35 protein-coding genes are annotated in these 26,525 nt (G+C 63.3%); 27 read left to right on the forward strand and 8 right to left on the reverse strand.

The window, feature by feature from the left end; genetic code table 11:
* The first annotated feature begins 29 nt into the window (after positions 1 to 29).
* The 4 genes from MOE34_RS03760 (at position 30) to ppdK (ending at position 3,573) form a co-directional block, all read left to right on the forward strand.
* Positions 30 to 293, forward strand: coding sequence for a BrnT family toxin (locus MOE34_RS03760; RefSeq protein WP_242221144.1), 264 nt, complete (start codon positions 30 to 32; stop codon positions 291 to 293).
* Positions 280 to 495, forward strand: coding sequence for a type II toxin-antitoxin system BrnA family antitoxin (brnA, locus tag MOE34_RS03765; RefSeq protein WP_242221146.1), 216 nt, complete (start codon positions 280 to 282; stop codon positions 493 to 495). Before MOE34_RS03760 ends, brnA begins: the two co-directional genes overlap by 14 nt.
* 78 nt (positions 496 to 573) lie before the next feature.
* A complete protein-coding gene (locus MOE34_RS03770) occupies positions 574 to 720 on the forward strand; it encodes a hypothetical protein (RefSeq protein ID WP_242221148.1) in 147 nt (48 codons plus the stop codon).
* 183 nt (positions 721 to 903) lie between these two features.
* A complete protein-coding gene (gene ppdK, locus MOE34_RS03775) occupies positions 904 to 3,573 on the forward strand; it encodes a pyruvate, phosphate dikinase (protein ID WP_242221150.1) in 2,670 nt (889 codons plus the stop codon).
* Positions 3,574 to 3,576: 3 nt separating this feature from the next.
* Here ppdK and MOE34_RS03780 read toward each other — a convergent pair whose 3' ends face one another.
* The 3 genes from MOE34_RS03780 to MOE34_RS03790 form a co-directional block, all read right to left on the reverse strand.
* A complete protein-coding gene (locus MOE34_RS03780; protein WP_431522410.1) occupies positions 3,577 to 3,831 on the reverse strand; it encodes a hypothetical protein in 255 nt (84 codons plus the stop codon).
* 61 nt (positions 3,832 to 3,892) lie between these two features.
* Positions 3,893 to 4,264: a hypothetical protein gene (locus tag MOE34_RS03785; protein WP_242221153.1), complete on the reverse strand. Its 372-nt coding sequence runs from the start codon at positions 4,262 to 4,264 to the stop codon at positions 3,893 to 3,895.
* 196 nt (positions 4,265 to 4,460) lie between these two features.
* Positions 4,461 to 4,940 carry a hypothetical protein gene (locus MOE34_RS03790; protein ID WP_242221155.1) on the reverse strand — a complete coding sequence of 160 codons (480 nt, stop codon included), beginning with the start codon at positions 4,938 to 4,940 and terminating at the stop codon, positions 4,461 to 4,463.
* A 194-nt stretch (positions 4,941 to 5,134) separates the two neighbouring features.
* On the opposite strand from MOE34_RS03790, the gene MOE34_RS03795 reads away from it, so the two are divergent.
* Together MOE34_RS03795 and MOE34_RS03800 are read left to right on the forward strand one after the other, a co-directional pair.
* Complete coding sequence (locus tag MOE34_RS03795; protein ID WP_242221157.1) at positions 5,135 to 5,935, forward strand: tetratricopeptide repeat protein; 801 nt, start codon at positions 5,135 to 5,137, stop codon at positions 5,933 to 5,935.
* A gap of 98 nt (positions 5,936 to 6,033) precedes the next feature.
* Entirely contained in the window at positions 6,034 to 6,939 is a 906-nt protein-coding gene (locus MOE34_RS03800; protein WP_242223741.1) for a DUF1499 domain-containing protein, read from the forward strand.
* Here MOE34_RS03800 and MOE34_RS03805 read toward each other — a convergent pair whose 3' ends face one another.
* Positions 6,940 to 7,875, reverse strand: coding sequence for an MBL fold metallo-hydrolase (locus tag MOE34_RS03805; RefSeq protein WP_242221161.1), 936 nt, complete (start codon positions 7,873 to 7,875; stop codon positions 6,940 to 6,942).
* 7 nt (positions 7,876 to 7,882) lie between these two features.
* Entirely contained in the window at positions 7,883 to 8,179 is a 297-nt protein-coding gene (locus tag MOE34_RS03810) for a cupin domain-containing protein (protein ID WP_242221163.1), read from the reverse strand.
* A gap of 175 nt (positions 8,180 to 8,354) precedes the next feature.
* Between MOE34_RS03810 and MOE34_RS03815 the strand changes: the two genes are divergently transcribed.
* Together MOE34_RS03815 and MOE34_RS03820 are read left to right on the forward strand one after the other, a co-directional pair.
* Positions 8,355 to 8,795 carry a DUF3597 domain-containing protein gene (locus MOE34_RS03815; RefSeq protein WP_242221165.1) on the forward strand — a complete coding sequence of 147 codons (441 nt, stop codon included), beginning with the start codon at positions 8,355 to 8,357 and terminating at the stop codon, positions 8,793 to 8,795.
* A 96-nt stretch (positions 8,796 to 8,891) separates the two neighbouring features.
* On the forward strand, positions 8,892 to 9,596 hold the full coding sequence (locus MOE34_RS03820) for an SDR family oxidoreductase (RefSeq protein ID WP_242221167.1): 705 nt from the start codon (positions 8,892 to 8,894) through the stop codon (positions 9,594 to 9,596).
* Between the two features lie 69 nt (positions 9,597 to 9,665).
* On the opposite strand, the gene MOE34_RS03825 is transcribed toward MOE34_RS03820, so the two are convergent.
* Complete coding sequence (locus MOE34_RS03825; RefSeq protein ID WP_242221169.1) at positions 9,666 to 10,412, reverse strand: class I SAM-dependent methyltransferase; 747 nt, start codon at positions 10,410 to 10,412, stop codon at positions 9,666 to 9,668.
* Between the two features lie 67 nt (positions 10,413 to 10,479).
* Complete coding sequence (locus MOE34_RS03830; protein ID WP_242221171.1) at positions 10,480 to 10,824, reverse strand: hypothetical protein; 345 nt, start codon at positions 10,822 to 10,824, stop codon at positions 10,480 to 10,482.
* Between the two features lie 504 nt (positions 10,825 to 11,328).
* Between MOE34_RS03830 and MOE34_RS03835 the strand changes: the two genes are divergently transcribed.
* From MOE34_RS03835 to MOE34_RS03925, 19 genes are all read left to right on the forward strand, one after another.
* Entirely contained in the window at positions 11,329 to 11,643 is a 315-nt protein-coding gene (locus tag MOE34_RS03835) for a hypothetical protein (RefSeq protein WP_242221173.1), read from the forward strand.
* A complete protein-coding gene (locus MOE34_RS03840; RefSeq protein WP_242221174.1) occupies positions 11,640 to 12,854 on the forward strand; it encodes a hypothetical protein in 1,215 nt (404 codons plus the stop codon). Before MOE34_RS03835 ends, MOE34_RS03840 begins: the two co-directional genes overlap by 4 nt.
* Positions 12,854 to 13,114, forward strand: a complete 261-nt coding sequence (locus MOE34_RS03845) for a hypothetical protein (RefSeq protein ID WP_242221177.1) — start codon at positions 12,854 to 12,856, stop codon at positions 13,112 to 13,114. Before MOE34_RS03840 ends, MOE34_RS03845 begins: the two co-directional genes overlap by 1 nt.
* A complete protein-coding gene (locus tag MOE34_RS03850) occupies positions 13,111 to 13,890 on the forward strand; it encodes a hypothetical protein (protein WP_242221179.1) in 780 nt (259 codons plus the stop codon). Before MOE34_RS03845 ends, MOE34_RS03850 begins: the two co-directional genes overlap by 4 nt.
* Positions 13,891 to 14,159: 269 nt before the next feature.
* Positions 14,160 to 14,585, forward strand: a complete 426-nt coding sequence (locus MOE34_RS03855) for a hypothetical protein (protein WP_242221181.1) — start codon at positions 14,160 to 14,162, stop codon at positions 14,583 to 14,585.
* On the forward strand, positions 14,582 to 15,802 hold the full coding sequence (locus MOE34_RS03860; protein ID WP_242221183.1) for a phage portal protein: 1,221 nt from the start codon (positions 14,582 to 14,584) through the stop codon (positions 15,800 to 15,802). The genes MOE34_RS03855 and MOE34_RS03860 overlap by 4 nt, the downstream gene beginning before the upstream one ends.
* A complete protein-coding gene (locus MOE34_RS03865) occupies positions 15,765 to 16,208 on the forward strand; it encodes a hypothetical protein (protein ID WP_242221187.1) in 444 nt (147 codons plus the stop codon). The genes MOE34_RS03860 and MOE34_RS03865 overlap by 38 nt, the downstream gene beginning before the upstream one ends.
* A complete protein-coding gene (locus tag MOE34_RS03870) occupies positions 16,198 to 16,731 on the forward strand; it encodes an HK97 family phage prohead protease (RefSeq protein WP_242221189.1) in 534 nt (177 codons plus the stop codon). The genes MOE34_RS03865 and MOE34_RS03870 overlap by 11 nt, the downstream gene beginning before the upstream one ends.
* Positions 16,728 to 17,921: a phage major capsid protein gene (locus MOE34_RS03875; protein WP_242221191.1), complete on the forward strand. Its 1,194-nt coding sequence runs from the start codon at positions 16,728 to 16,730 to the stop codon at positions 17,919 to 17,921. The genes MOE34_RS03870 and MOE34_RS03875 overlap by 4 nt, the downstream gene beginning before the upstream one ends.
* Before the next feature lie 71 nt (positions 17,922 to 17,992).
* Positions 17,993 to 18,382, forward strand: a complete 390-nt coding sequence (locus MOE34_RS03880) for a hypothetical protein (RefSeq protein ID WP_242221193.1) — start codon at positions 17,993 to 17,995, stop codon at positions 18,380 to 18,382.
* A 61-nt stretch (positions 18,383 to 18,443) separates the two neighbouring features.
* On the forward strand, positions 18,444 to 18,872 hold the full coding sequence (locus MOE34_RS03885) for a DUF3168 domain-containing protein (protein WP_242221195.1): 429 nt from the start codon (positions 18,444 to 18,446) through the stop codon (positions 18,870 to 18,872).
* A gap of 475 nt (positions 18,873 to 19,347) precedes the next feature.
* Complete coding sequence (locus MOE34_RS03890) at positions 19,348 to 19,773, forward strand: hypothetical protein (protein ID WP_242221197.1); 426 nt, start codon at positions 19,348 to 19,350, stop codon at positions 19,771 to 19,773.
* Entirely contained in the window at positions 19,748 to 20,323 is a 576-nt protein-coding gene (locus MOE34_RS03895; RefSeq protein WP_242221199.1) for a head-tail connector protein, read from the forward strand. Before MOE34_RS03890 ends, MOE34_RS03895 begins: the two co-directional genes overlap by 26 nt.
* Positions 20,316 to 20,684 carry an HK97-gp10 family putative phage morphogenesis protein gene (locus MOE34_RS03900; RefSeq protein WP_242221201.1) on the forward strand — a complete coding sequence of 123 codons (369 nt, stop codon included), beginning with the start codon at positions 20,316 to 20,318 and terminating at the stop codon, positions 20,682 to 20,684. Before MOE34_RS03895 ends, MOE34_RS03900 begins: the two co-directional genes overlap by 8 nt.
* Entirely contained in the window at positions 20,681 to 21,001 is a 321-nt protein-coding gene (locus MOE34_RS03905) for a head-tail adaptor protein (RefSeq protein WP_242221202.1), read from the forward strand. The genes MOE34_RS03900 and MOE34_RS03905 overlap by 4 nt, the downstream gene beginning before the upstream one ends.
* A complete protein-coding gene (locus MOE34_RS03910; RefSeq protein ID WP_242221204.1) occupies positions 20,998 to 21,402 on the forward strand; it encodes a phage terminase small subunit P27 family in 405 nt (134 codons plus the stop codon). Before MOE34_RS03905 ends, MOE34_RS03910 begins: the two co-directional genes overlap by 4 nt.
* Entirely contained in the window at positions 21,362 to 22,963 is a 1,602-nt protein-coding gene (locus MOE34_RS03915; protein WP_242221206.1) for a terminase large subunit, read from the forward strand. The genes MOE34_RS03910 and MOE34_RS03915 overlap by 41 nt, the downstream gene beginning before the upstream one ends.
* Before the next feature lie 2 nt (positions 22,964 to 22,965).
* A complete protein-coding gene (locus MOE34_RS03920) occupies positions 22,966 to 24,735 on the forward strand; it encodes a tape measure protein (RefSeq protein WP_242221208.1) in 1,770 nt (589 codons plus the stop codon).
* Positions 24,732 to 25,382 carry a hypothetical protein gene (locus MOE34_RS03925; protein WP_242221210.1) on the forward strand — a complete coding sequence of 217 codons (651 nt, stop codon included), beginning with the start codon at positions 24,732 to 24,734 and terminating at the stop codon, positions 25,380 to 25,382. Before MOE34_RS03920 ends, MOE34_RS03925 begins: the two co-directional genes overlap by 4 nt.
* A gap of 812 nt (positions 25,383 to 26,194) precedes the next feature.
* Here MOE34_RS03925 and MOE34_RS03930 read toward each other — a convergent pair.
* Positions 26,195 to 26,449: a helix-turn-helix domain-containing protein gene (locus MOE34_RS03930; protein ID WP_242221212.1), complete on the reverse strand. Its 255-nt coding sequence runs from the start codon at positions 26,447 to 26,449 to the stop codon at positions 26,195 to 26,197.
* Positions 26,450 to 26,525 lie beyond the last annotated feature (76 nt).

Below are 26,525 nucleotides of genomic sequence, written 5' to 3' on the forward strand. Positions count from 1 at the left end.
ACGGTATAATTATTATACTATTCTTATCCATGAGCTTTGAATACGATCCCGAAAAGAGCAGGTCGAACAAGGCCAAGCACGGCATTGATTTCGATGAAGTGCAGGCGCTCTGGCAAGATGAGCGCCTCATCGAGGCGCCGGCACGCACGGACGATGAGCCGCGATACCTTGCCGTCGGCATGATCGATGGCCGGCACTGGGCAGCCGTTTGCGTTCGCCGGGGCGACAGCGTGCGCATCATTTCCGTCAGGCGGGCACGCGAACAGGAGATAGAATATTATGAAAGCGACTGAATTCGAGGCCAAGTTCGATGCCGGTGACGACGTCGCAGCCGATGTCGACTGGAGCAAAGCCCGCCGTGCGAACCTGGAGATGCGCAGGGTCAATGTCGATTTCCCGGCATGGGTGGTTGAGGGGCTGGATCGGCAGGCGAGTCGGCTTGGCGTAACCCGCCAGTCCCTCATCAAGATGTGGATTGCCGAAAAGCTGGGCTGAGGAACAAAACCCCTCCCCATGCATTTGTCACCGCCCGCATGTTTCCTGTGGGCGGATATATGCAATCGGGGACAAAACGTGAGCAGAGACGCACTTTACATGATCATCGGCGCCCTCGTCGTCGTCGTGGCCGGGTTCTCCTATTATGCCTGGCAGCAGGAGAAGAAGCCCGATGGGGTCGAGATCCAGTTGAATGAGCAGGGGCTTTCCATCCAGGAAAATTGACCCGTCACAATTCACCTCCCGGACGAAAGCCGTGTTCCCCTATGGAGCACGGCTTATATTTTTCTCACGTAATATTGCATTGCCGTCGTAATTTTGATGCAGCGCAGCAAAATTCCTGTCGCACCGCGTTTTCAAAGGGATGCACTTCCTGTAGATTGCGCGAACGCAATTGGGGAGGCGTCGATGGAGAAGTGGGTCTATACCTTCGGGGGAGGCCGCGCCGAAGGCAGCGCGGGCGACCGCAACCTGCTCGGCGGCAAGGGCGCGAACCTTGCCGAGATGTGCAATCTCGGCCTGCCGGTGCCGCCCGGCATCACCATCGTCACCTCGGCCTGCAACCACTATTACGAGAACGGCCGTACCCTGCCGGCTGGTCTGAAGGATCAGGTCCGCGCGGGGCTTCGCGAGATGGAGGCCGTCACCGGCCGCGTCTTCGGCGATACGGCAAAGCCCTTGCTGCTCTCCGTCCGCTCCGGCGCGCGCGCCTCCATGCCGGGCATGATGGACACGGTGCTGAACCTCGGCCTCAACGACCGGACGGTCGAGGCGCTCGGCCACGATGCCGGCGACGCGCGCTTTGCCTGGGACAGCTACCGCCGCTTCATCCAGATGTATGGCGATGTGGTCATGGGCCTCGATCACGAGGTCTTCGAGGAAATCCTCGAGGACGAGAAGGGTCGGCTCGGCCACGAGCAGGACACGGAACTTTCCGCCGTCGAATGGCAGCACGTCATCGCCCGCTACAAGGAGATCATCCGCGAGGAACTGGACGAGGAATTCCCGCAGGACCCGGAAGTCCAGCTCTGGGGCGCCATCGGCGCCGTCTTCGCAAGCTGGATGAACGCCCGTGCCGTCACCTACCGCACGCTGCACAACATCCCAGCCGTCTGGGGCACGGCCGTCAACGTGCAGGCCATGGTCTTCGGCAATCTCGGCAACTCCTCGGCTACCGGCGTCGCCTTCACGCGCAATCCCTCGACGGGCGAGAACAAGCTCTACGGCGAATTCCTCGTCAACGCGCAGGGCGAGGATGTCGTCGCCGGCATCCGCACGCCGCAGAACATTACCGAGGAGGCGCGCATCGCCTCCGGCTCGGACCGGCCGTCGCTGGAAAAGCTGATGCCGGAAGCTTTCGCCGAGTTCCGCGGCATCTGCGAGCGGCTGGAGCGGCACTATCGCGACATGCAGGACCTCGAATTCACCATCGAGCGCGGCAAGCTCTGGATGCTCCAGACCCGCTCGGGCAAGCGCACCGCCAAGGCCGCGCTGAAGATCGCCGTCGAGATGGCGACGGAAGGGCTGATCAGCGAGGGTGAGGCCGTCGCCCGCATCGATCCCGCCTCGCTCGACCAGCTCCTGCATCCGACCATCGATCCGCGCGCCCGCCGCGACGTCATCGGCTCCGGCCTGCCGGCCTCGCCGGGCGCGGCGACGGGCGAGATCGTCTTCGCCTCGGAAGAGGCGGTGAAGGCGGACGAGGAGGGGCGGAAAGTCATTCTCGTGCGCATCGAGACCAGCCCGGAAGACATTCACGGCATGCACGCCGCCGAAGGCATCCTGACGACGCGCGGCGGCATGACGAGCCACGCGGCCGTCGTGGCGCGCGGCATGGGCACGCCTTGCGTCTCGGGCGCCGGCACGCTGCGCGTCGACCTGCGCAACGAATTGCTGGTCGCCCATGGCGTGACGCTGAGGAAGGGGGACGTCATCACCATCGACGGCTCTTCCGGCCAGGTGCTGAAGGGCGAGATCCCCATGCTCCAGCCGGAGCTTTCGGGCGATTTCGGCCGCATCATGGAATGGGCGGACCGCACGCGCCGCATGAAGGTACGCACCAATGCCGAGACCCCGGCGGATGCCCGCGCGGCGCGCTCCTTCGGCGCGGAAGGCATCGGCCTCTGCCGCACCGAGCACATGTTCTTCGAGGGCAGCCGCATCAATGTGATGCGCGAGATGATCCTTGCCGAGGACGAGGCTGGCCGCCGGGCGGCGCTGGCGAAACTCCTGCCCATGCAGCGCTCGGACTTCGCCGAGCTGTTCGAGATCATGCACGGCCTGCCGGTGACGATCCGCCTGCTCGACCCGCCGCTGCACGAATTCCTGCCGAAGAGCGACGAGGAGATCGCCGAGGTGGCCGCCGCCCTTGCCATCGACGAGGCCGTGCTGCGCCGCCGCGTCGATACGCTGCACGAGTTCAACCCCATGCTCGGCCATCGCGGTTGCCGCCTTGCCATCTCCTATCCCGAGATCGCCGAGATGCAGGCCCGCGCCATCTTCGAGGCCGCGGTGGAAGCCGCCAAGGCGACGGGCGCGGCCGTGGAGCCGGAGATCATGGTGCCGCTCGTCGGCCTCAAGGCGGAGCTGGATTATGTGAAGGCCCGTATCGAGGCAGTGGCGCAGGCGGTGATCACTGAGAGCGGCGTGCCGATCAACTACCTCACCGGCACGATGATCGAGCTGCCGCGCGCGGCCCTTCGCGCCCATGTCATCGCCGAATCGGCCGAGTTCTTCTCCTTCGGCACCAACGACCTGACGCAGACGACCTTCGGCATCTCGCGCGATGACGCCTCGGCGTTCCTCTCGACCTATATCCAGAAGGGTATCGTCGAGCAGGATCCGTTCGTCCAGCTCGATTTCGACGGCGTCGGCGAACTCATCCGCATCGCCGCCGAGCGCGGCCGGCAGACGCGGGGTGACCTGAAGCTCGGCATCTGCGGCGAGCATGGCGGCGACCCGGCCTCTATCCATTTCTGCGAGGATGCGGGGCTGGATTACGTGTCCTGCTCGCCCTTCCGCGTGCCGATCGCCCGGCTCGCGGCGGCGCAGGCGGCCTTCAATGGTAGCAAGGCTTGACGATCAGTAGCGCCGGTCGCGCACGATGATGACGGGCGGCGGCATGTAGAGCGCGTCGCGGCTCGTCTGCCGCAGCGATGCCCGCCGGTCGAGATCGATGCGCTGCAGGCATTCGGCGAAGGCGTCGGTGCGCGGGCGAAAGCCGTAGGAGAGGCAGCGGCTCTCGTCTGCCGCGCGCACTTCCTCCGCCGTCTGGCAGCCGGTGACGGCGAGGGCGACGATAGCCAGGACGGCCAATCTGGAAAACATCGTGGGCATGCTTACTCCGGCGCTCCGTGACGCCATGGACATAGGCGCGTCCCGCCGGCGCGGCAAGCCTTCAGATGCGCTGGAGCACATCGACGAAGGCATCGGCGAAGCGCTTCAGGTCCTTCGTCGTCTCGTCGGGATTTTCCACGCGGATGGTCGCGTCTTCCGCGTCCAGCAGTGCGAAGACGATCGCGAGCGCGCCGTTCTCGCCCTTCGGCACGCGCAAAGCCGCGATGCGCAGGCAGTCCTCCGCAAGCCCGGAGGCGGGAAGATCGAACAGGAAGTCGCCGCCGACCTGGTCGGCCGCCTGACGCACCGCCTCGGCGAAGCTCGCCTCGTCGCCCGAAAAACCGTCGAGCGAAAGTTCGAGTTCTAGAAGTTCCAGCGGCAAGGCAGGGTCGACGGCGGGGGTAGTGACCGGCACGGTGGCGGTTGTCTGCATCGGCAACATCGTCATCTCCTAGATCGGCTCCGGCGAAGGCGTGCAAGCGCGCGGAAAGAAAGCTGAACCCCCGTTTGTGAAAACTCGTTAACGAGCGTGGCAAATTTGCGGCAGGCAAGGAAATTCGGGGCGATCGATTCCTTTCCCACAGGATGGGATGGCCGCCCGTACCGCGCTGGCGCATGGGTGCGGCGCGCTACGAGGCCCCGATGAGCCGCCGGATAGCGGGCTTGCGGGAGATCAGTTCGCAACGGTTCATATGGTCGGCAAAGCGCCCGGCCTCCTCGGCGGAAACGGAGACGGCGTGCCCCTCCTGCACCCCGTCCGTTTCGTCGGCATCGAGGATCAGCAGCCGGATGGTCATGCCGGCATAGTGGCAGGCGGTCATGCCGAGGCCGAGACGCTGCAGGGCCGCCGTATCGTTTCGCGCGATCAGGTCCTGGATATGTTCGATGGCGGGAAGGTCCTGCGTGACGATGCGGGCGCGGGCGGCGGACAGCTCCCCCTTGTCCCCGCCCTGGCTTGCCCGGTACAGCAACTCCTCCAGCGTGCGGGACTGCGCGTGGTCCGCCCAGGCGGGGGGAACCGGCGGGGCGTCGTCGGCCCGGCCGGGCGTTCCCGGAAGAAGGCAGAGGACGGCGGCAAGCAAGGGGATTGCGAATTTATCGGTGGGCATGGCCGTTCTTCAATCGTCATTCCAGTATTTGAAAATAAAGGCATTTATCGTGAATATCACCGTACCGCATCCGGCGTCCGTCGCGTTTCCGACCGGAAACCGCGCCGCGGCGGCGTCCCCGGATTCCCAGTATTCCTGAGCGGCAGCCCGCCCGCCATCCATTCATCCAAAACACACGAGGCAGAGAGACTTCCATGCGTCGATTCATTCCGGTTGCGGCCTTCACTCTATTGCTTGCTGCGGTTCCCCGCATCGGCCATGCCGAAAGCGCGGCAGCGCCGGTGACGGATTGCGACCGTCTGGCGGCCACGACCACCGATCCGGACAATGTCGGCGGCCATCACGTCGAGCTCGGGCAGATCAAATCCGCCGAAGCCGTCGCGGCCTGTACACAGGCGCTCGCGCGCTATCCCGATTCGCGACGCCTGATGTTCCAGCTCGGCCGCGCCTACGACGCGGGCAGGAATGTGGCCGAGTCCTACCGGTGGTACCTGAAAAGCGCCGAACTCGGGAGCCCTGCGGCCCAGTATAACCTTGCCGTGGCCTATCAGGACGGCGAGGGTGTCGCGCAGGATTACGAGCAGGCCGTCTTCTGGTATGGCAAAAGCGCCGCCCAGGGGGACGCGGATTCGCAGCGCAATCTGGGTGTGCTCTACTATAACGGCGAGGGCGTCGAGCAGGATTTCGACAAGGCGTTCAAGCTGTTCATGCAGGCGGCGGAAAAGAACGATACGCTTGCGCAATACGATGTCGGCCTCAGCTATCGGGACGGCAATGGCGTCGAGCGGGATTTCGGCAAGGCCGCGATCTGGCTGCGCAAGGCCGCCGATGGCGGCGAGGTCGACGCCCAGCGCAGCCTTGGAGAACTCTACGAACATGGATTGGGCGTCGGGCAGGATCTTGCCGAGGCGCTGGTGTGGTATCGCAAGGCCGCCGCGCAGGGAGATGCCGCGGCCGCCGCGGCGGTCGAGGACCTCCGGTCGCAGGAGCCGTGAAATGGCCGCCGCCCCATCCCGGAGTGGAAAAACGCCCCGCCCTGCGCTAGGGAGGAAGGGCGGCAGTGACGCCGCGAGCATCCGGTGAGGCGATGGCAATCACGATCCAGTACGAACGGCCGGTTTCCCATGCGGCGCACTGGGCGCGCCGTCTGGCGCTGTTTTCCTGCGTCCTGTTCGTCGCCGTCGTGCTGTCGCATCGCTTCGGGCCGCTGACGACGCCGCATTTCCTTGCCCTTGCCGGTTTCGCCGCCATTCTGGCGGGGGTGTCGGTGCTGCTCGCGGCCATCGGCCTTGCGCGCCTCTGGTTCGTCGGTGCGCGGGGCGGCAAGGCGTCCTTCATGGCGCTGCTGTTCGCGCTGCTGCCGCTCGGCGTGGCCGGCGCGGCCGCCTATTCCTATTTCTACAAGCCGGCGCTGCACGACGTAACGACGGACACCGCCGCCGCCCCGCCCTGGCTTGCCGAGCCGTCGGTCGATCAGGACTGGCTGCCGCGCGGCGGCATCGTCACGCCTGAGGATCGCGCCGTGCAGATCGAAGCCTATCCCGGCCTTTCCGGCCGCCGTTACGAGGGCGCGCTCGACCGCGTCTACCAGGGCGTGCGCAAGGTCGCCGCCGCCTCCGGCATCACGATCACCGCCGAGGACGGCCTCGACAACATTCTCGCCGACCTCGAGGACCTCGTCGTCGATCCCGCCAAGGTCGCGCAGAGCGCCGAGGCGCTGGGCGATGTGCCGATCCCCGAGGCCCGCCCGCTGGAAACGCCCCTGACCCCGCATGTCGGCGGTGCGGGCGATGTGCTGCTGCAGGGCGAATGGCGCTCGCCGGTCTTCGGCTTCCGCTTCGACGTGGTCATCCGCCTGCGCGAGGAGGCGGAAACGACGCTGGTCGACATGCGCGCGGCCACCCGCTACGGCCCGCACGACCTCGGCATGGGCGCGGACCTGGTGGAAGGCTACCTGAAGGCGCTCGACGCCGAACTGCTCGGCATCGCCGGCGACTGATCAAAGGCCCGGCGCGGGGAAATACAGCCCCTTCAGCGAGGGCGGCCCCTCGGTGACGACCTCGCCGCGCCCGACCAGGTCCTCCAGATGCGCCAGCACCGAAAGCGCCGCCGCTCCATGCAGGCGCGGATCGGTCTCGCGGTAGATCACCTTCACCATGTCGGCGATCAGCCGGTCGCCCGCGCGGATGCGCTCGCGCACCGCCCGTTCGCGCATGCGCCGATGGGTGCGAAGCCCGCGCAGGAACGAGGCCGGCTCCGTCACCGGGCCGCCATGGCCGGGAAAGTAGATGCGGTCGTCCCGCTCCAGCAACCGTTCGAGCGAGGCCATGTAGTCCGCCATCGCGCCGTCCGGCGGGGCGACGATGGTCGTCGCCCAGGCCATGACATGGTCGGCGGAAAAGACGATGCCTTCCGGCCCGTCAAGGGCGAAGGCGGCATGGTTGGCGGTATGGCCGGGCGTCAGCAGCGCCGTCAGCGCCCAGCCGTCGCCCGTCACCGTCTCGCCGTGGCGAAGCGCGATATCCGGCGCGAAGTCCATGTCCGCGCTTTCCGCGAAGGGATTGCTTTCCCCCGCGTGCAGCGGCCGCGCGGCGCGATGCGGGCCCTCGGCGACGATGAGCGCCCCCGTTTCCGCCTTCAGCCGGCGGGACAGCGGCGAGTGGTCGCGATGCGTGTGGCTGACGGCGATATGCGTCACCTCGCGCCCGGCAAGCGCCTGCATCAGCGCCCGGAAATGCGCCTCGTCCTCCGGTCCCGGATCGATCACCGCGACCGAGCGGTCGCCGACGATATAGCTGTTCGTGCCATGGAAGGTGAAGGGGCCGGGATTGTTGACGGTGACGCGCTGGACGCTCGGGCCGACCGGCACCGCCTCGCCATGGGCCGGCCGGAAGGCGAGGTCGAAATGCGGGCTCTCGTCGGTGTCGCGGCTCACGGATGCGTCACTTGTATTCGATCTCGATGAAGCTCATGGGCTTGTCGCCGCCATTGACGACATTGTGCGCCACGCCGGCCTCCCGCCGGTAGACGGCCCCGGCCTTGCTGTGCACCCGCCGCTCTCCGGTCTCTTCCTCGATCAGGAAGTCGCAATCCGTCATCGGCACGACGACATAGCCCATGCCGTGCACATGATGCCCCGTATCGGCTCCCGGCTCGAAATCCCAGCGGGTGACGCGCACCACGGCGTCATCGAGAAGAACGGTGGGCACGGCCGGCGGACGGGCACGAAACTGCGACATGACGGCTCCTGGGGAAATCTGCTTGCGGCAAGACCCTACCGCCGCCTCGCTTTCCTGCCAAGGCCGATCCGGGGCGTCGTCCCCATTCCTCCGCAGCCTTCATTGAAATGAGCGCCATGTCCTCTATTATCTCCACACGCCGGTCCCGGCCGGTGAAAACAACAGGGAGTAAGACATGGGAATCTTCAGTTCCATCAAGGAAAAGCTGTTCGGCAAGGCTGAGCCGGAAGTCGCGGCGGTCGAAACGATCACGGCCGAGGCCGTGAAGCCGGTGACGGCCGATGTTTCCGCGACGGCGACGTCTGCGGGCGGTGCGGCGGCTGCGACGCCGGCGGAGAGCAAGGCGGCCCCGGCAGCGCCGGTGGATGTCGCCGCCATCATGGATGCCGCGGTCAAGAAGAACGGCCAGAAGCTCGATTGGCGCCGTTCCATCGTGGACATGATGAAGGCGCTCGACCTCGATTCGAGCCTTGCCGCCCGCAAGGAACTGGCGGACGAGCTTGGCTACACGGGCGACAAGGGCGATTCGGCCACGATGAACGTCTGGCTGCACAAGGCGCTGATGAAGGCGCTGGCCGAGAATGGCGGCAAGGTTCCCGCCGACCTGCTGGATTGATCCCGCCGGAAGCCCGCCGGGCTTCCGCAAAGGCCTTCGTCTGCGTCGGCAGATAGTGCTATCACCGTCTCTCAACGAAGTATGGGAGACGAATCCATGAGCACGAACAAGGTAGCCGTCATCACGGCCGGCGGCAGCGGGATGGGGGCGGCGGCGGCGCGGCGGCTTGCGGCGGACGGGTTCAAGGTGGCGATCCTGTCCTCCTCCGGCAAGGGCGAGGCGCTGGCGAAGGAACTGGGCGGCCTCGGCGTCACCGGCTCCAACCAGTCGAACGACGACCTCAAGGGTCTTGTCGACCTTGCCATGGCGACCTGGGGTCGCATCGACGTGCTCGTCAACAGCGCCGGCCACGGGCCGCGCGCCGAGATCACCGCGATCACCGACGAGGACTGGCACAAGGGCATGGACATCTACCTCATGAACGTCATCCGCCCCGTGCGGCTGGTGGCGCCCATCATGAAGGCGCAGAAATCCGGCGCGATCGTCAATATCTCCACGGCCTGGGTCTTCGAGCCGTCCTCGATGTTCCCGACCTCGGCTGTCTTCCGCGCCGGCCTTGCCGCCTATACCAAGCTCTTCGCCGACACCTACGCGGCCGACAACGTGCGCATCAACAACGTGCTGCCGGGCTGGATCGACAGCCTGCCGGGCACGGAGGAGCGGCGTGAGAGCGTGCCCATGAAGCGCTACGGCACCATGGAGGAGATCGCCGCCACCATCGCCTTCCTCGCCTCCGAGGGAGCGGGCTACATCACCGGCCAGAGCCTGCGCGTCGATGGCGGCCTGATGCGCTCCGTCTAGGGCGATTCCAGCGAAAGCGCGCGGCGGTTCGCGTCCGCGATCCCGCAAGACCTGAGGGCGCAAGCGCCCTCAGGCGAGGGTGCCGAGGGGGATCATCTCCGGGGCGCCCGGCCGGAAGTCGCCGCCCAGCCAGTCGCCGAGCCAGCGCTCGACCCTGAGGCCGGCGTCGGCGATCGGCGCTTCCAGCTCCGCCTTTTCCGGAAAGGCGATGCGGGAGGCGGCGGAAAGACGCCGGCCCGTGGCCTGGATTTCGTAGTGCGTTTCATAGGTGACGATGCCGGTCGCGGGGTCGTGGGCTGCGTCGTTCCAGGCACGGACCGCGCCGAAGCGGGGGTGGTCGAGGCGGCGCAAGGAGGCTTCCGGTCCCCATTCCTCCCATTCGCGGCAGGCCGGGTTGCGGCTGTCGAAGACGAAGCGGCCGCCGGGTGCAAGATGCGCGGCGATGGTGGCGAGCGCCGCGCGGCGGTCCTCGGCCGTCAGGAAGACCTGGAAGGCGTGGCCGGTCAGCACGACGAGATCGAAGCGGCAATCGAGCCGTAGCGTGCGGGCATCGCCCTCGATGAACTCCACGCCCCTTGCACCGGGCTTCGCCCGCGCGATCTCCAGCATGGCCGGCGCCGGATCGACGCCCGCGACATGCCTGCCGGCGGCGAGCGCCAGGGCAAGCTCCCCGGTGCCGCAGCCGAGATCGAGAACGCTCGCGGCGCCCTCGGCGAGTGCCCGGCAGAAGGCGAAATCCGGCGAGCGGTCCCAGCCGTTCTCAAGGTCGTAGAAATCGGCCAGCGCGGGATCATGATAGAGGCGGTCTTCGTCCATCTTTCCTCCAAAGAAAAAGCCGTGCCTGGCCGCACGGCTTTTGAGCGCCCGGCCTTGACCGGCGCGGTTACTTCGCCGCGCCTGCGGCGTCGAGAACCTTCTCGCAGTGGCTCGGGCCGCCCTTGGGATCGGGACGGTCGGCGACGGCGCGGATATTGGTGATGATATAGGCGTCGTTGACGGTTAGCTCCACCGTGCAGGACTTGCCGCGAGCGAAGCCGCCGCGCCACTTGTAGAGCGTCGTACCGCCGGAGCCGGCCGTATCGGACAGCGGCGGACCGTAGGCGGCGAAGAAGCTGCCGGCGGTCTTGCCGTTCCAGCGCGCCTGCAGCGGGTTGGATGCGACGGAGACGGTGGTGCATGCGGTGAGGGCAAGCGCGAGGCCTGCCAGAATTGCGATGCGGGACTTCATCTGTGCGATTTCCTCGGACTTCCTGCGGCCGGTTTCGGCGACTCGGGGCTTGTGCCTCAATTTCGCCATAGCGCAGCCCGCGCGAAAGGGGAATCACCGTCCCGGCAACTTTGCCGCCGTCCCCGTCGAACGGCTCCGGACCGTGCGGATTTGCAACAGTTGCGGGCATGGATCGCAAGCGATCCGCTACAGTCGTACCAGCTTTTTAAAGGGAGTTTTCGGGAAAGTGCGAAAGCCTGAAAGGAGGGCTTTCCGCTGGTCGGAGTGGAGTGATTCGAACACTCGACCCCCACGTCCCGAACAACAAGAATTCACCTGAATAGCCTGAGAAACCGGCATTCCTTGCGTTCGTTTGTGGTGCGAAAACGCGCCTGAAAACGTCCATTCGTTGCCAATCATTGCCGTGGATACGAACAGGCGACCCCTACATTAAATCAACCACCTGCCGGCCTCGAGCCGGCGGGCGCGCCTTTTTGCGCATTCTCTCCAGGAAAGGATTGAGATATGACCGAGGAAGACTATCAGCTTTACACCGACTACCTGATGGCAGGAAACGGCCAGCTCCGGGGCCGCCACGGGTTTCGTATCCCCGCCGTCGTCATGGACCAGTGGCACCGGCAGGGTTTCGCAGTTCTCAGGACGAACACCCTGGCGAAGCACTACGGCGTCCAGCGAAAGACGATGTGGAAGACCATCAAGGGCGTTGTCGACGCCGGGTTCATCCGCGAGGTGGGCCGCACGGCCGAGGGCAAGGCAATGTATGTCCCTTGCCTTGAGCGCGGGAAAGAATGGCGGGCCGCCCGCGAGGCGCGCGTATGAGCGACGGGAGGAAGGAGTCCCGCTTTCTCCAGAAGTGGAAGTTGGTTCGAGCCGCCGCTCGTGACAACAAGCGGCTGAGCACGGGCGATATCGCCGTACTGATGGCTCTCTGCGACCGCTATGGTAGCAAGTATGATCCAGACGCCCCGGCCCTTGCCGGGCACGCGCTGCTTGGTGCCATGGCCGGTCTCACTCGCCGCGCCACTATCGATTCAACCCGCCGTCTGATCGACGCCGGATACATTGCCGTCATCGAACTCGGCTCCGGCACCCGCGGCACTCGATATGGCCTAAATTTCGCTAGAGGTGAAGACGTCATCACCACTGCGGAGGATAATGCTAGTGGTGAAGCGGAGTTCACCACAGTAGTGAACCCCAGTGCACCTCTAGACCCCCGTAGTGGTGAAGGGCACTTCACGGAGTCCCCACCTACTGAAAGCCGCCTACAGGCGGGCTTACATGTAGTGGGTAATGAGTTCGAAGCCGCGCCTACGGCGCCGCCCGGTCCCGGCCTTGACGGCCGGCCCGGCGCGGACCCGGCTTCGGGAGAGGGAGAGGAGTTCGCTGCGTTCTGGAGCGCATGGCCGCGAAAGCATGGGAAGAAGAAGGCTGAAACCGAATGGAAGCGGATAGATGCCAGCTTGCGCGGGGCCGTCGTTGTTGCGGCGGGGAAGTGGGCAGAGCACTATGCAACCCATGACGTCGACAAGAAGTGGATACCGGAACCCGCGAATTGGTTGAAGGACGAAAGGTGGGATGAAGACCTGCCGCTGATCCACGTTGACGCGAAAGGGGCGGCCATAGCCAAAGCGAAAGCGAATGCGCCAGCCAAGCCCGAACCGGCAGCCACCAGTGAGCCGCCCGAGCCGGCGAATGATGACATTCCGGACTGGATGCGCGGAAGCCCGAAGTTATGGCCAATTGGCCGCCACTACGGCGAGTTCATTGATGGCGAGGTCGTCAGACATGGCGTCGACACCGAAGTTCGCATGACATTCAGGAGAGATGACGGGACACTCCTGCTTCACCACTTCTGGACGGAGGCGTTCATCAAATCCTATCAGGACGAAGGTCAGGCCATCATCAGGAACATCCTTGGCGCCCTCGAAATGTCTAACACGGACGACACCGACGATCTCCTGTTCAAGCCTCTTACCGTGGTGGCGGATGGCGAAACCTTGACCTACGAAAAAATCAGCGAGGCCGCTTGATGGAATACGAAGACATGCGGGCCGCTGTACTCGCGGCATTGGAAGATCACAGCCAAAAGCAATCGCCTCGATTAGGGGCAATTATGCGGATTGAGCCGTTTGAGGCCGAGACTGCCGACGACGAACCGTGCAGAGCAATTGGCGTAGTCGTCAGCACTGACGGCGATTGCCTGGACTTCGTCGTCATCAAGGAGGTGGGAGACGGCGAGCTGATACCGACGACCGAAGGCAGTCTGTGGAAAAGGGAGAAAGCAGCATGACCATGACCCTACCGACGAATCTCCGCACGCCTGCCGCGCGCAGAGCCGCCGAGAAGCTGGCCGATAAGTACATCGCCGACAATGACAACACGCCGCCTGCGGGCCGCGCTCCCGTCTATCGTGGTGGCAGGCCAGCATTCAACTGGGCGGCTAAGCAGGATCGGTACGGGGCGGCGTGCTTGTGGTTGATCGCCCGGCAGCGGCTTCCGGATTCCGTCGTGGTGGCCAATGACAACGAACCGCAGGAAGGCGGACTGGATACCCGCAAGAACGGCACGGCTCGCGGCAAGGTGAAGCCGAAGACGAACCTTGGCGAGCATCTTGACCTGCCGGCAGTCATACCGCCGCTTGGAGGACCGGAGCCCCGGCCTGTCGCGCCCTGCGGCTACACGCGGCAGGAAATACTTCCGCAGCGGAATGTTTCCACGCTTTCCGATGACTTCCGATCCTTCGGGGCGTGTGCCGATGCGGTGGCTGAATGCGCGTTCTTCATCGGTGCGGAAAGCGGGCTTGGAACACCGCGGCCCGGCAAGTCGAAAGGATCGCCGCTCAGGGCCGAAGATCCAGACTTTGGCGAGCCGCCGCCAGATATCGACTACGTGATTGAGCTCCTAATGGCTGGTGACAACGTTTCCAAGATCGGCGAGGCGTTCGGTGCAACCGGGCGATATCAGGATAAGAAGGGCGCAGCGCTTCTCCAGAAGGCCATGGCCTGGGCGAAAGAACGGGTGGCGGAAAGCAACTTCCGTGCCAATGTTACAAATTGCGTAGCGTAATTTAGCTATAGGCATAGAGAATTCCAGCCGTCCCATCCAGGGCGGCTTTTCTATGCGCGCCGTTGCCCCGGCGCGCTGGCCGGCAGCGTCTCCAGCTGAAATCGTTGCGTCGGACATCGCAACGCCCCCGGCATCCTATCCCAGCGTGATGCTGGTTGATCGAGCCGCACCCCGAAAACGGGCCTCTTCCTTGGGCCTCTTGGGCGGGGTGCGGCTTTCGTTTTGTCTGCCGAAGCATTCGGCAATCACCAATTAGCAAGGACGGAAAAATGACCACGCCCATGTACTGGCGGCGGCCGAGCTTCAGCGTGGCCGAAACCGCCGAAATGATTGGCTCATCCGAAGACGCATTGCGGACTTGGATGGCGCGTTGCCCACTCGACGAATTCGCGGGTGAAAAGAAGAACGGCCGCATTTGGCTGACCGGCCGCGATGGCTACTTCTATCATCTTGTCCAGGTGCTTTCGCAGTTTGGCGTCCCTGTGCGCACGGCCATGTACACGGCCGGTAGCATCGCTGAGTACGGTGCGCCAACGTACGCATACCTAACGGTGAGGACGTTAGCCGGCAAGACCGAATTCAACGCCTCCAATTCGAAGGAAGCGGATGGGCCAGCGCTTGTCTTGCCGCTTCTGGATCTGTTCGAAAAACATGTGGCGGTCTGCCGTGAGTACTACGCGAAGGAGTCCACATGAACCTATGGCCCTTCAAACGTCGAGCCCTGACGGCCGACGACCTGCCCGCCGGCCTTATGGCCCCGTCATCTTCGGCGGGTATCGCGGTCAACGCCAGCACGGCGCTGCGGTCTCCTACGGTACTCGGTTGCGTGCGCATCCTTTCCGAAATCGTCGGTTCGCTGCCCGTGCATGTGTATAAGCGTGGCCCGGATGGTGCCCGTGACCGCGACCAGAACCACGACGCACAGGCCATTCTCGTTCAGCCGAACCCATGGACGGCCGGCAGTGATCAGCGCATCACAATGATGGTCGATTGCCTGCTGCACGGCGAAGCGTTTGGGCGCGTCCTGCGTGCCCGCGGCGTTCCGAAGGAGGTCCACCGGCTCGACCCATCCGCCGTCACCGTGAAGATCGATGACCGCACTCTCGAGCCGTCCTATCAGGTGGCGCAGAAGGTCGGTGCACCAATCGTCCTCAAGTGGCGCGACGTGATCCACGTGCAGACGCCGGGCAGCCTGCTCGACAAGCCGCTGAAGCTGATCGATCTGGCTCGCGATGCCATCGGCCTCGACATCGCCATGCAGCGCTACGAAGGCCGGGCCTTCTCCGCGGGTGGCCGTCCTTCTGGCCTTCTCAAGGTTCCGCCGAAAACCCCGCCTGAGCGCCGCAAGGAAATCCACGCGGCATGGGAAGAAGCCCACGGCGGCGGGAACGTTGGACGCACGGCGATCATCGACGACTCGATGGACTGGAAAGCCATCTCGATGACCATGGTCGAGGCGGACTTCCTCCAGCTTCGGAAGCACGCCGCTGCTGAAATCAACCGCGCATTCAAAGTGCCGGAAGTGCTGAACGGCGTGACCGATCGAGCCGTCTGGCGAAACGTCGAAGAGCTTTCCGCGATCTTCCTCGAGACTGCTCTGGTGCCGTGGCTCGACACCTGGCAGGCGGCATACTCGCGCTGCTTGCTCACCCCGGCAGAACGCGCCACGCATTTCCTTGAATTCAAGGTGGACGCTCTGGCCCGCGCGAACCTGGCGGCACGCTACGCGGCATACCGGCAGGCGTGCGGCGGTTCGTGGATGACGCCGGACGAAATCCGAAAGCTGGATAATCTGCCCCCGATTGAGGGCGGCGACAAGCTTGTCCTACAGGCCGGCCAGACCCCGGCAAATAACAACCAACCTCAAGGAGACGATGATGGCAACACCAGCCAATCCGCTGAAGGCCGTTGACCGAGTAACGGCAAAGTTCGGCGGCAAAGACGTTATTTTCGCCATCAACCGAGCCGAGCTCCAGGGCTTTGAGGTTGCGATAGGCGAACCTGCGCAAATTCGATTGAATCGATTGTCCAGTGGCCGCGCGACCATCCGGGATATTCGGGAGGTTTTGGAATACGCCGCGCCTCCTGGTTATGGGCGAAAAATCCCGACGGATCATGCCCAGCTCATGGCGATTGAGCTGGCAAGGTCTTTCAACACTCACAAAAAGAGGCCGAAGACGTTTGTTAGTGACGTTCTAACGAGCAACCCCCCATTGCGTTACGCTGTCTTGGCTCAAGGCACCCTTGCGGCTGCGCTCCACGGCATTCCGGAAACAGCCTCGCATTTCGATGAGGACGAGGAAGCCGATGTCGGATAATCGCCTCTATCACGAAGCGCGTTTCGCTCCGACCGACGAGGGTATTATCGAAGGTTATGCGGCGATCTTCGGCGAGCGCAACGCGCACAACGAAATCGTTCAGAGGGGCGCATTCAGGCGAACCCTGGCCGAGCACAAGGCCCGTGGCATCGCACCGCCGCTGCTCCTGCACCATGACCGCAGCAAGGTCGGTGGCGTGTGGGTGGAGATGCGCGAAGACGAACGCGGGCTTTTCGTCCGCGGCCAGCTTGCCCTGAAGACGGCCGATGGCGCCGCTGCCCATGAACTTGCCCGCATGGGTGGCCTCACTGGTGTCTCTATTGGCTTCCGCGAACGCGGATCCCGTGTGGACGCTGCCGGCGTCCTTCTCTTGACCGACATCGACTTGGTCGAGGTGAGCCTTGTCGCTCTCCCATCGGCCGACAGTGCGCGCATCCAATCGGTACGCGCCGACACCCGCGGCAACGCCGCTTTCACCAGCGCCGCACTTGCCGCGGCCTCTTTCATTAGGAACCTTAAATGAACACTGCACGTAAACTCGCCCCCATCCAGACCCGCAACGCTCCGGTCAATGACAACGACCCTGCGACCCGCGCCGTGGAGGAGCTGCGCTCCGCCGTCGAGCAGCACCGCACCGCGACCGACGAGCGCCTGACCACGGAGCTTCGCGCCCTTCAGGACCGCCTTGACGAATTCGAGGTCCGCGGCCAGCGTGGCGGCACGGGTGGCAATGACGATCCTGATGTCGAAATCCGCGCCCTCGCCACGCTGATCCGTGCCGGCGACGACACAGAAGTCCGCGCTGCCGCTTCGGACAACAATCCGGATGGCGGCTGGTTCGTCCTCCCGCAGGTAGACACCACGATCCGCACGCTGCTCACGGACATCTCCAGCCTGCGCGGCCTGGCAGAAGTCGTGACGATCAGCACCGACAAATATGAAAGATTCTACAGCTTCGGCAAGCGCGGCGCGCAGTGGGTGACGGAACGCGGCGACCGGCCGCAGGACACGGCCCGCCCGGAACTGAAGAAGCACTCATATGGCGTGGCAGAGTTGTACGCCGCTCCGGCTGCAACCCGCCATGTGCTGGATGACGCATCGATCGACATTGCGAACTGGCTCATCCAGAATGCGGTCCACGATTTCGCGGAAACCGAGGGCGAAGCCTTCTGGACCGGCGACGGCGTGGACAATTCTCCCAAGGGTCTCCTGACCTACGGCACGACCGCTGAGAAGGACTTCACCCGTGCATGGGGCGTGCACCAGCACGTCGCCATCGGATCGACGACGCCGCTCGCTGAACAGTGGGCTGATGGCCTGATCAAGCTCATCGCAGCGTTGCGTAAGCCCTACAAGCCCAATGCCCGCTTCATCATGAACAGTGCGACTGCAGTCAGAATCCGCACCATCAAGGATGAGGACGGCCGATTCCTATGGGCTCCGACTGGCAACCTGATAGAAGGAGTCGAGCACCCGCTCCTCGGCTACCAGGTCGAGATTGACGAGAGCATGCCGGACATCGGCGAGAATGCCCTCCCGATTGCCTTCGGCGATTTCCGCCAGGGGTACGTCATCGTCGATCGCCAGGGCATCCGCATCAACCGCGACGAGCTGACCCAGAAGGGCCGCGTTATCTTCGACACCTACAAGCGTGTCGGTGGTGGTGCGGGCGACTTCAACGCCATCAAGTTCCTGAAGGTTTCCGCCAACTAATCAACTCCGCAACTCTCCAGTTGTTCGGGCGCCCATCGTGGCGCCCTTCCCATTTCCAGGAAGGATTCTCCATGAAAGACTCGTACACTTCGAACAAGGCCAAACTGGCCCTTTCCCCTGCCGTACAGGCTGCTGCCATCAACGGCCCCGCCATCGACCTGCTTGGCTATGACAGCGCACTGTTTGTCATTAATTCCGGCGCTATTGCCTCTGCTGGTGATTTTGGCGTCAAGCTGCAGGAAAGCGACACCACGACCTCCGGCGACTTCACCGACGTTGCGGCTGCTGACCGTCTCGGCGCTGTTCCGGCCACGCTTGCCGCGGATAGTACCTATCAGCTCGGCTACGTCGGCTCGAAGCGAAAGCGCTACGTCCGCTTGGCAGTGACGAAGGCCGGCGGCACCAGCATCGCGCTCGGCGCTTCCGTAGTGCTCGGCGTACCGCATATCGCCCAGGCCTAACCAATCGCCATGCGCAAAAAAGGTCGCCCTCGTGGCGACCTTTCCTTACCCAGGAGCCCCAATGGATCCCGCACTTGATATTCTCCAGCGCGTCGTCGCCGTAATGAAGGCAGATGCCGCTGTGTCCGCCCTGGTCGGTTCTAAGGTCTTCGATCGGCCGCCGCACAAAGACGGCGAGCCCGACGTGCCCAGTCCCTATATCTCGCTTGGCCCGCACGACACCACGACCGACGAAACTGGTGATTGCTTTGATGTCGTGTCCATCAGTTTCCAGGTAGACGTCTGGTCGTGGGGCAACGGCGAAGCCTACAGCCGTGCGGAGGCCGGCCATATCGCATCTGCGGTGCGGAAAGCTCTGCACACGAAATACGTCAACTTGGTCTCGGGCGATGAGGTGGAAGTGCTCCATCGTCAAACTCGCATGCTGCGCGATCCAGACGGCACGAACCATGCGGCTATGACGTTCGAGGCGCTGGTGGATGTCACGTAACCGGATCTGCGCGAACTGCCGCCGAGCCGTGCCCGCAGGCCAGTCCTGTGAATGCAGGAATGCCTCCGAGCGCAAGCGCAAGGCCGCCCATGACGCCACTCGCCCACGCAGTGGGGAGCGTGGATATACGGCGGATTGGCGAGCGGTTCGCCGGCAATACCTTGCTGCACATCCTCAGTGCCAGCATGAAGGCTGCCAGGCACCTGCATCGGAAGTCGACCATATCCAGGCCGTCACGGCGCGGCCCGACCTGCGGCTCTCATGGTCCAACCTGCGCGGCTTCTGCAAGCACCACCATAGCCAGCGCACCGCCCGCGACCAGTCATTCGGTATGTCCGCAGAAGCCCGTGCTCGTACATGGCCCATAGACCTACAGCCTAGTGCGATACCGCTCACCATAGTCTGCGGTCCACCTGGTAGTGGCAAGAGCCGTTACGTAACAGAGCAGGCAGGCCCGCACGACACAATCATAGACATGGATGTCATCAAGGCTGAGTTATCTGGTTCATCACTGTACAGCGCTGAGCCACGATGGACTGGCCCAGCACTGGAAGAACGCAATCGTATGCTGCGGTCGCTGGCCACATCATCAGAGCCGCATGCATGGTTCATCGTCTCCGCACCCGAGCCAGCCGAGCGCGATTGGTGGCAGCGCGAGCTAGGCGGCACGGTCCATGTCATGGACACCGACGAGGCGACCTGCGTCACTCGCATCAATGCTGATCACCGCCGCATCGGGCATCGAGACCGCATGGTCGAGCGCTGCCGCGAGTGGTTCGCCAAGGCCAGGGGGGAAGTCGGAGGTTTCCGACCGCCCGAGCCAACCGCGCGCCCCCTCACAAAACAACTTTTTCAAGAATTGGAAATTTCGACCGATGATGACCGCCCTTTCTTTGGCTGAGGCTCCGGCCCCGGCCGTGACGCTCGCCGATGCAAAGGCTTTTTTGCACGTCTGGCACTCCGACGACGACGCACTGATCACGAACTTGATCGCCGCCGCCACCGATAAACTCGACGGCGCGGATGGGATGCTCGGCCGCTGCATCGGCCGCCAGAAGTGGAAGGCGGCTTTCGATTGCTTCCCGTTCGGCGTTCTGAAACTGCCGCTCCCGCCGCTACATGCCGTCACCAGCATCAAGTATCAGGATATTGTCGGCAGCGAACAGACGCTGGACCCCGCCGCCTACCGCGTTTCTGGCATCGGTGGAAACGGCGTCATCGAGCCGGTCGGCCAATGGCCTCATACCTACCATTGCCGGGCCGCCGTCGATGTGGAATTCGAGGCCGGTTACGACCCAGTGCCGGCATCCATCAAGCACCTAATCCTCGGCTTGGCGTTCTATTGGTACGAGAACCGCGGCACGGCTGCCAACTCCAATCTGGTCGGTCACGACGCGCCTTTCGGCTTCGACGATGCCCTTACGCAGTGGAGGGTTCCGTTCGTTGGTTAAGATCACCGTAAACGTGAAGGGCCTTTCCGCAGCGCTCCGGCAGGCTCCGGCCACCGTCGCGGAGAAGGTGGACAAGGCCCTCGAGAAGAACGCCACCGAGCTTGTCGGCGCGGCCAAGGCTCTGGCCGAATCCTCCCGTCAGACAGGTGCCCTGATCGCCAGCATTGCCAGCGAGAAGGTCAGTGGCGGCTACGCCGTCGAAGCCAAGGACGAGGCGGCCGGCCCCGTCGAATGGGGCACGCGAAAGCAGGAGGCGGAGCCGTTCCTGTACCCGGCATACAGGTTGAACAAGAAGCGTAGCCGCGGGCGTGTCCGGCGCGCGATCAAGGCGGCAATCAAAGAAGCGGGACTCGGAAAATGAGAGAGCGTATCGCATTCCAGACCCGCACGGAGGTTGATGACGGTTTCGGCAACGTGACGAGCGGGCCGTTTGAGACTGTCTTCGAAGAACCGGCACGCCTAAAGCCCGGCCTTGGATCCGAGACCGTTATAGCGGCCCGCCTGGCCGGCACCCAGCCGTACACCATGACCATCCGCAGTTCGACCAGGACGCGGCAGATTACGCCAGCGTGGCAAGCTGTGGACGCTCGCAACCCGACACGAATCTTCGACATCAAAGCGATTGCCAACCCCGATGAATGGAGCAGCAATCTCAACCTCGTGGTGGTCGAACAATGAAAGGCCGGAAAGCTGCTGTTACGGTGACGGACGGCGCGCTCAAGAAGGTGCCGCCCGCACCGAAGGATCTGTCGCCGCTCGCCCAGGCCGTGTGGCGGCGTGAGCTAGCGCCTTTGGTCAGGGCAGAGAAGATCGCGGCGCACGAGCTGCCGCTATTCAAATCTTACTGCTCCGCCACGGCTCGCATCGACGAGGCGCAGGCCGAAATCTTGAAGCATGGGCTGCTGATCGTCGGCGCGTCCGGCGAGCTCAAGCGCAATCCGGCGACGACGATTCAAAAGGAGGCCATTGCCCTCCAGGCGCGCCTTGCGACCGAATTTGGGATCAGCCCGGCCAGCCGCAACAAGAACGAAGGTTTCCATGACAGAAGTGAAGACGCGCCGCCCGGCGTGGATATCTGACGGCACGCCGCTCCTGGACCCGCATGGCAAAGGCCAGAGAGCCGTCGATTTTCTCCGCTGGATGCGGCACCCCAAGAGCCTTTCCGGATACTTCCACATGGACCCATGGCAGGAATCTCTGGTCCGCAAGATCTATGGAAATACCCGCGGCGACGGCACCCGCCAGTATCGCACCGTCTTCCTGATGGTGGGACGCGGCGGTCGAAAGACCGCCTTGGCGGCAGGGCTGGAAATGCTGCACCTGGTCGGCCCGGAGCGCGTCTCCGGATCGCAGATCTACAGCGCCGCCAATTCTCAAAAGCAATCGGCGCTCTGTCATCGCGAGATGGCAGGCATCATCCGGAACACGCCGACGCTCAAGGGCGCGGTCAAGATTCAGGACACGCTGAAGCGGGCTCGCTACATCAAGCATGACGTGACCTACGAGGCGATGTCAGCGGATGCCAGCAATGCGCACGGCCTGACGCCTGCCTTTACCTTCATCGACGAACTGCATGAATTCCGGACGGGCGACCTGCTGGATGCCATCCGTACAGGACACAATAAGACCCGCAACAGCCTGCTTTTCATTGCCACGACGGCAGGAGCAGGCCGCGACACGCCGGCCTATGACTTCTACAGCTATGCGAAGGACGTAGCGGCTGACCCGTCGATCGACCCGACCTTCTTGCCGGTGTTGTTCGAAGCCGCGCCGGATGACGACTGGCAGGACGAATCGATATGGTTCGAGACGAACCCCGGCCTTCCGGAATATCCCGATCTTGAGGGCTTGCGCGTCTATGCGCGTGAAGCCGCTCACCGGCCTAGCCAACGCGATGCTTTTCGGCGCCTGCACCTCGGCGTGTGGCTGGAGCAGAACGAGTCGCCCTGGCTTGATATGGCGATCTATGACGAGGGCGACCAGCCCGTCGATCACGCCGAACTGAAGGACGCACCAGCGTTCCTTGGCGTCGACCTCGGCTTCACAGAAGATCTGGCGGCGATCGTTGCGGCATTCCCGCGGCCGGACGGCAACATGATCTTGGTTCCGTACATCTATGCAGCCGAAGACACCCTCGCACAGCGCCAGGAGCAAGACGGCCAGCCGTGGATGGAGTGGTTTCACGACGAGCATCTGCTCACCACTCCCGGTCGGTCTATCGATCTAGAGGTCATAGAGGCGAAGATCCGCGAACTTTGCGAGGATCACGACGTCCAGGAAATCGCCATCGACCGCTTCGGCGCTCATGGCATTCGTCGACGGCTTGAGGAAGACGGCTTGCCGATCTTCGAGCACGGCCAGTCCTTCGGCCACATGGGTCCGCCCATCAAGGCGATGGAACGGCTGGTGCTGGAAGGCAGGCTAATCCACGGGGGTCATCCCGTGCTCCGCAACCACTTCTCGAATGCGCATCTCCGCGCCGATGACATGGGTAATCAGCGCTTTCAGAAAGGCCGGGACCGTTCCCGAAAGGTGGATGGCGCAATCGCAGCCACCATGGCCGCCGGCCGTGCAGACGCCGCCATAGAGGCTGGGTCGATCTTCGACAACTACGAACCAGGCAGCCTGGTGTTAGGATAGCAATGGCAAACAAAGACATGGCGCGCGTCGTCCTCCAAATGGAGGCCGAGGTAACGAAGCTCCGCAAGGACTTCGATAAGGCCGAAGGCATCGTCAAGAATTCGACGAACCGTATGGCGAGCGCGAGCAATCGCGCTGCAAAGCAGATGGAAACCAACATGTCGCGCGCGGCCGGTAAGGTAGGGGCCGCTGCGGGCGGCATGGCCTCTCGGCTAGCCGGGGCGTTTGCGGCGGCGGCATCAATCGGTGCGGCCGTGCAATTGGTGGACGCCGCCAAGAAGATCGAGAACGCGCTTAAGGTGACGGGCCTTGAGGGTGAAGCGCTGACCGCTGTATATGACAGCTTGTTCGCCGCCGCGCAAAAGAACGCTGCTCCGATTGAAAGCCTCACCACGCTCTATTCCAAGCTAGCACTGGTGCAGAACGAGCTCGGAGTTTCCGGCGAAGAGTTGATTGGCTTCACCGACAAAATCGCGCTGGCCCTGCGTGTCGGCGGTACAGATGCCGTTGCTGCGTCCGGCGCGCTCCTGCAACTTAGCCAGGCTCTAGGCGGTGGCGTGGTCCGTGCCGAGGAATTTAATAGCGTGCTTGAAGGCGCCCCCACTATCGCGCAAGCCGCTGCGGCAGGTCTTCGGGAGGCCGGCGGCTCCGTCGCGAAGCTGCGCACGCTCGTGGTCGACGGCAAGGTCTCTTCGGAAGCATTTTTCCGCGCATTCGAAGCCGGTGCCGTAACGCTGGAGCAGAAGGTTGCGGGTTCGGGCCTCACCGTCTCCCAACAATTCGTCCAGTTGCAGAACGTTCTGGTCGATACCGCAGGTAAAATCGACAAGGCAACTGATGCAAGCGGGCGGCTCGGCAAGGGCATTGAGAGCCTTGCGGATGTTGTGCGCGGTTTCGGTCAGATCATTGCGGAAACCGCTGACAGTGATTTGGGCAAACTGCTCGGTTGGTTTGATAACGCCATCGACAAGGCTGACCAGTTCCGAAAGGTCATGGGCGGCATTCCGGGGATTGTATCCAAGCTATCGCAGGTGAACCAGGAAATCCTCACTGGCAAGCCAATCGGCTCCACCCTGAACGAGCAGAACATCCAGAACCGGATTGATGCAGCATTCGAGGGTACGGGCGTCACACCGAAGAGCGGTCGTCTTCCGGCCACCCCGAAGGTCGAGACTGTTAGCATCGATGACTACAAGGTCTCAGGCGCAAAAACGGGAGGACGGTCAGGTGGCCGGGCTTCCGCGTCGAAAGACGACCTAGACCGCGAACTGAAGCAGATCCGCGAGCGCACCGATGCATTGACCGCATCGTATGCGGCGCAAGCGGCGCTCAATCCGTTGGTCAATGATTACGGTTTCGCTCTTGAGAAGGCACGCGCAAAGCAGGAACTGCTCGCGGCCGCCCAACGCGATGGCAAGGAAATCACCACGGCCCTTGAGCAGGACATCGACGCCGCAGCCGAAGCTTACGCCCGTGCCGGTGCCGCAGTCGAGCAACTATCTGAAAAGCAGGGCCAGGCACGCGAGGCCGCCGAATTCTTCGGCCAAACTCTTTTCGATTCCGTTTCGGATTTCATTCCGAAGATCGAGACAGGCAACACAGCCCTCGACAAGTTCGTCAATACGCTGGCGGATGCAGCCGCTCAGGCGCTGCTGCTCGGCAAAGGCCCCCTGGCCGGACTGTTTGGCGGTGGCGGTGGGCTCTTTGGCAGTGGCGGTGGCGGCGCTCTTCTCGGTGCTACCTTTTCTCTCAACATTGGAGGCGCCCGATGAGCGCATTTTACGCATTGGCTTACAGCGACCGCATCGAACTGCTTACCGACGGCGCTATCTACTCGGACGATGGCACTCTCGTCGATATCCGCATGAAGGTGCATCTTAGTGAGGACGTGCCGCTTGTCATAACTGGGCGCGGGAGCAGCGCTGTTGTAGACCTCTTCGCCGCTGGCATGATCGCACTGTCAGGATGCGGAAACGTCGATCATGCCCTTCAGGAGATCGACGCAATGTTGCAGCGGCGAGCGGATCAGGGTGCGCCGGAGGAAGCGGAATGGCTGCTTGCCTCTATTTCCGAGACCCGCGGCCCGATGCTGCTCTACGCCGCCACCGCCGACCTATACGGTTACGGTCTAGAGCCCTGGCGCCTTCACGACGTGGGTAAAGAGTGGGGCGGTGGGCCTGCGGTCGACTGTGGCGACATCGATGCCAGCTGCGGCCTGCGCGACTGCGGCGCAGAGTTGTTCGAGCGAATGCGGCAGGTTTCGGCGCCGAACCCGGCTAAGCCGGACTTGCCGCCGATTCATGGCATTGGCGGGCACGTCGATTTGACGACCGTTCTGGCGGATGGCTGCACGGTTGAGCGACTGCACACGTGGCCTGACACGGTAGGCGAGAAGATTGATCCGCGGATGGTGGCCTGATGGAGATGGACTGAGGCTTCGGTGCGCCCTTAGTTAAAGTGTAAGTCGTGATTCAATAGTCTGTTTCGGGTCGGCGCTGCCCTGTAACGTAAAAACAAGCTCAGTGGCTCCGCCCGATGGTCTGACGTGAACAACGCCATGGGCTTGACTTAAATCCACCGCCCGCAGCCATTCCCCGGGTAGCGGTTCCGAATTGCCATAGCCGTCATCACGAGTCTCGCCAGTTAAAGCTATCCGCGCATGGGCTGGAGCGTAGACCATAACTGAGTGCATCTGCCATAGAAACTTCTCGTTGTTCGCTATTTCCACTCTCAGCGTCCGGTAATCCGTTTTCGCAGTTCCACCTAACCCTAAGCGCACCCAAGGCCTGTCGAGCTTCCGATAGCGTCTCGCATCACGGTGGTTGATAATCGCATAGGCCGAAGAGCCAAGCCCGAATATCCAACCCACCCAGTCCAACATCATCCCCTCCCGAGTTTGCTCAACTTTACGGCGAGCGCGGGAGGATGTCGAGGGCTATGCGGGTGGTGGCGTCTTCTTCCGGCGCTTGGATCTGTCCCAAACGGATAAGTCTTCTTTCCCGTCCGGTGCAGCTACATTGAACCCGGCGGTTATACCGAGATAGCCCTCATAAAATCGACGCACCAATAGGACTGGGCGGCCATCGTGCAATGGGTCCACCTTCGGAAAGCCGTGGCGCTCAAGAACAGGTATGACTGCCTTTGCGTACATTGCAGCGCGCTCCTTGCCGACAACCGCCACGGCGATCTCACGGTCAGTGGCGAAGAGGGGGAGCGCAGAGAGAGGATCGGTCACTCCTGCCGGTCCCGCAGGCGCACTCCAGGGCCGTTGCCGTTGGACGGGATGAAGAGGATGCCGAAGTCTAATAGCGCCTGCACAACAGCAGCTACGTTGTTTGGCATGCCTGACACACTTCCCTCACTCGCCTCCATTCGCTTCAGAGTGGGCACACTGATTTTCGCCGCCGAGGCAATCTCAGCCTGCGTCTTTCCGAGGAGCGTTCTTGCCGCCGCAAGTTGTCGGCCAGATAGGTTATTCTGATCCATTGGTATCACTATGATCTTTTGGTGTTGACATCGGGATCGTCATGATCTAAAGGTATCACTTAGATACGAAAGACGC

Origin of the sequence: Shinella zoogloeoides, from assembly GCF_022682305.1 — a bacterium.
Taxonomy (GTDB): domain Bacteria; phylum Pseudomonadota; class Alphaproteobacteria; order Rhizobiales; family Rhizobiaceae; genus Shinella; species Shinella zoogloeoides_B.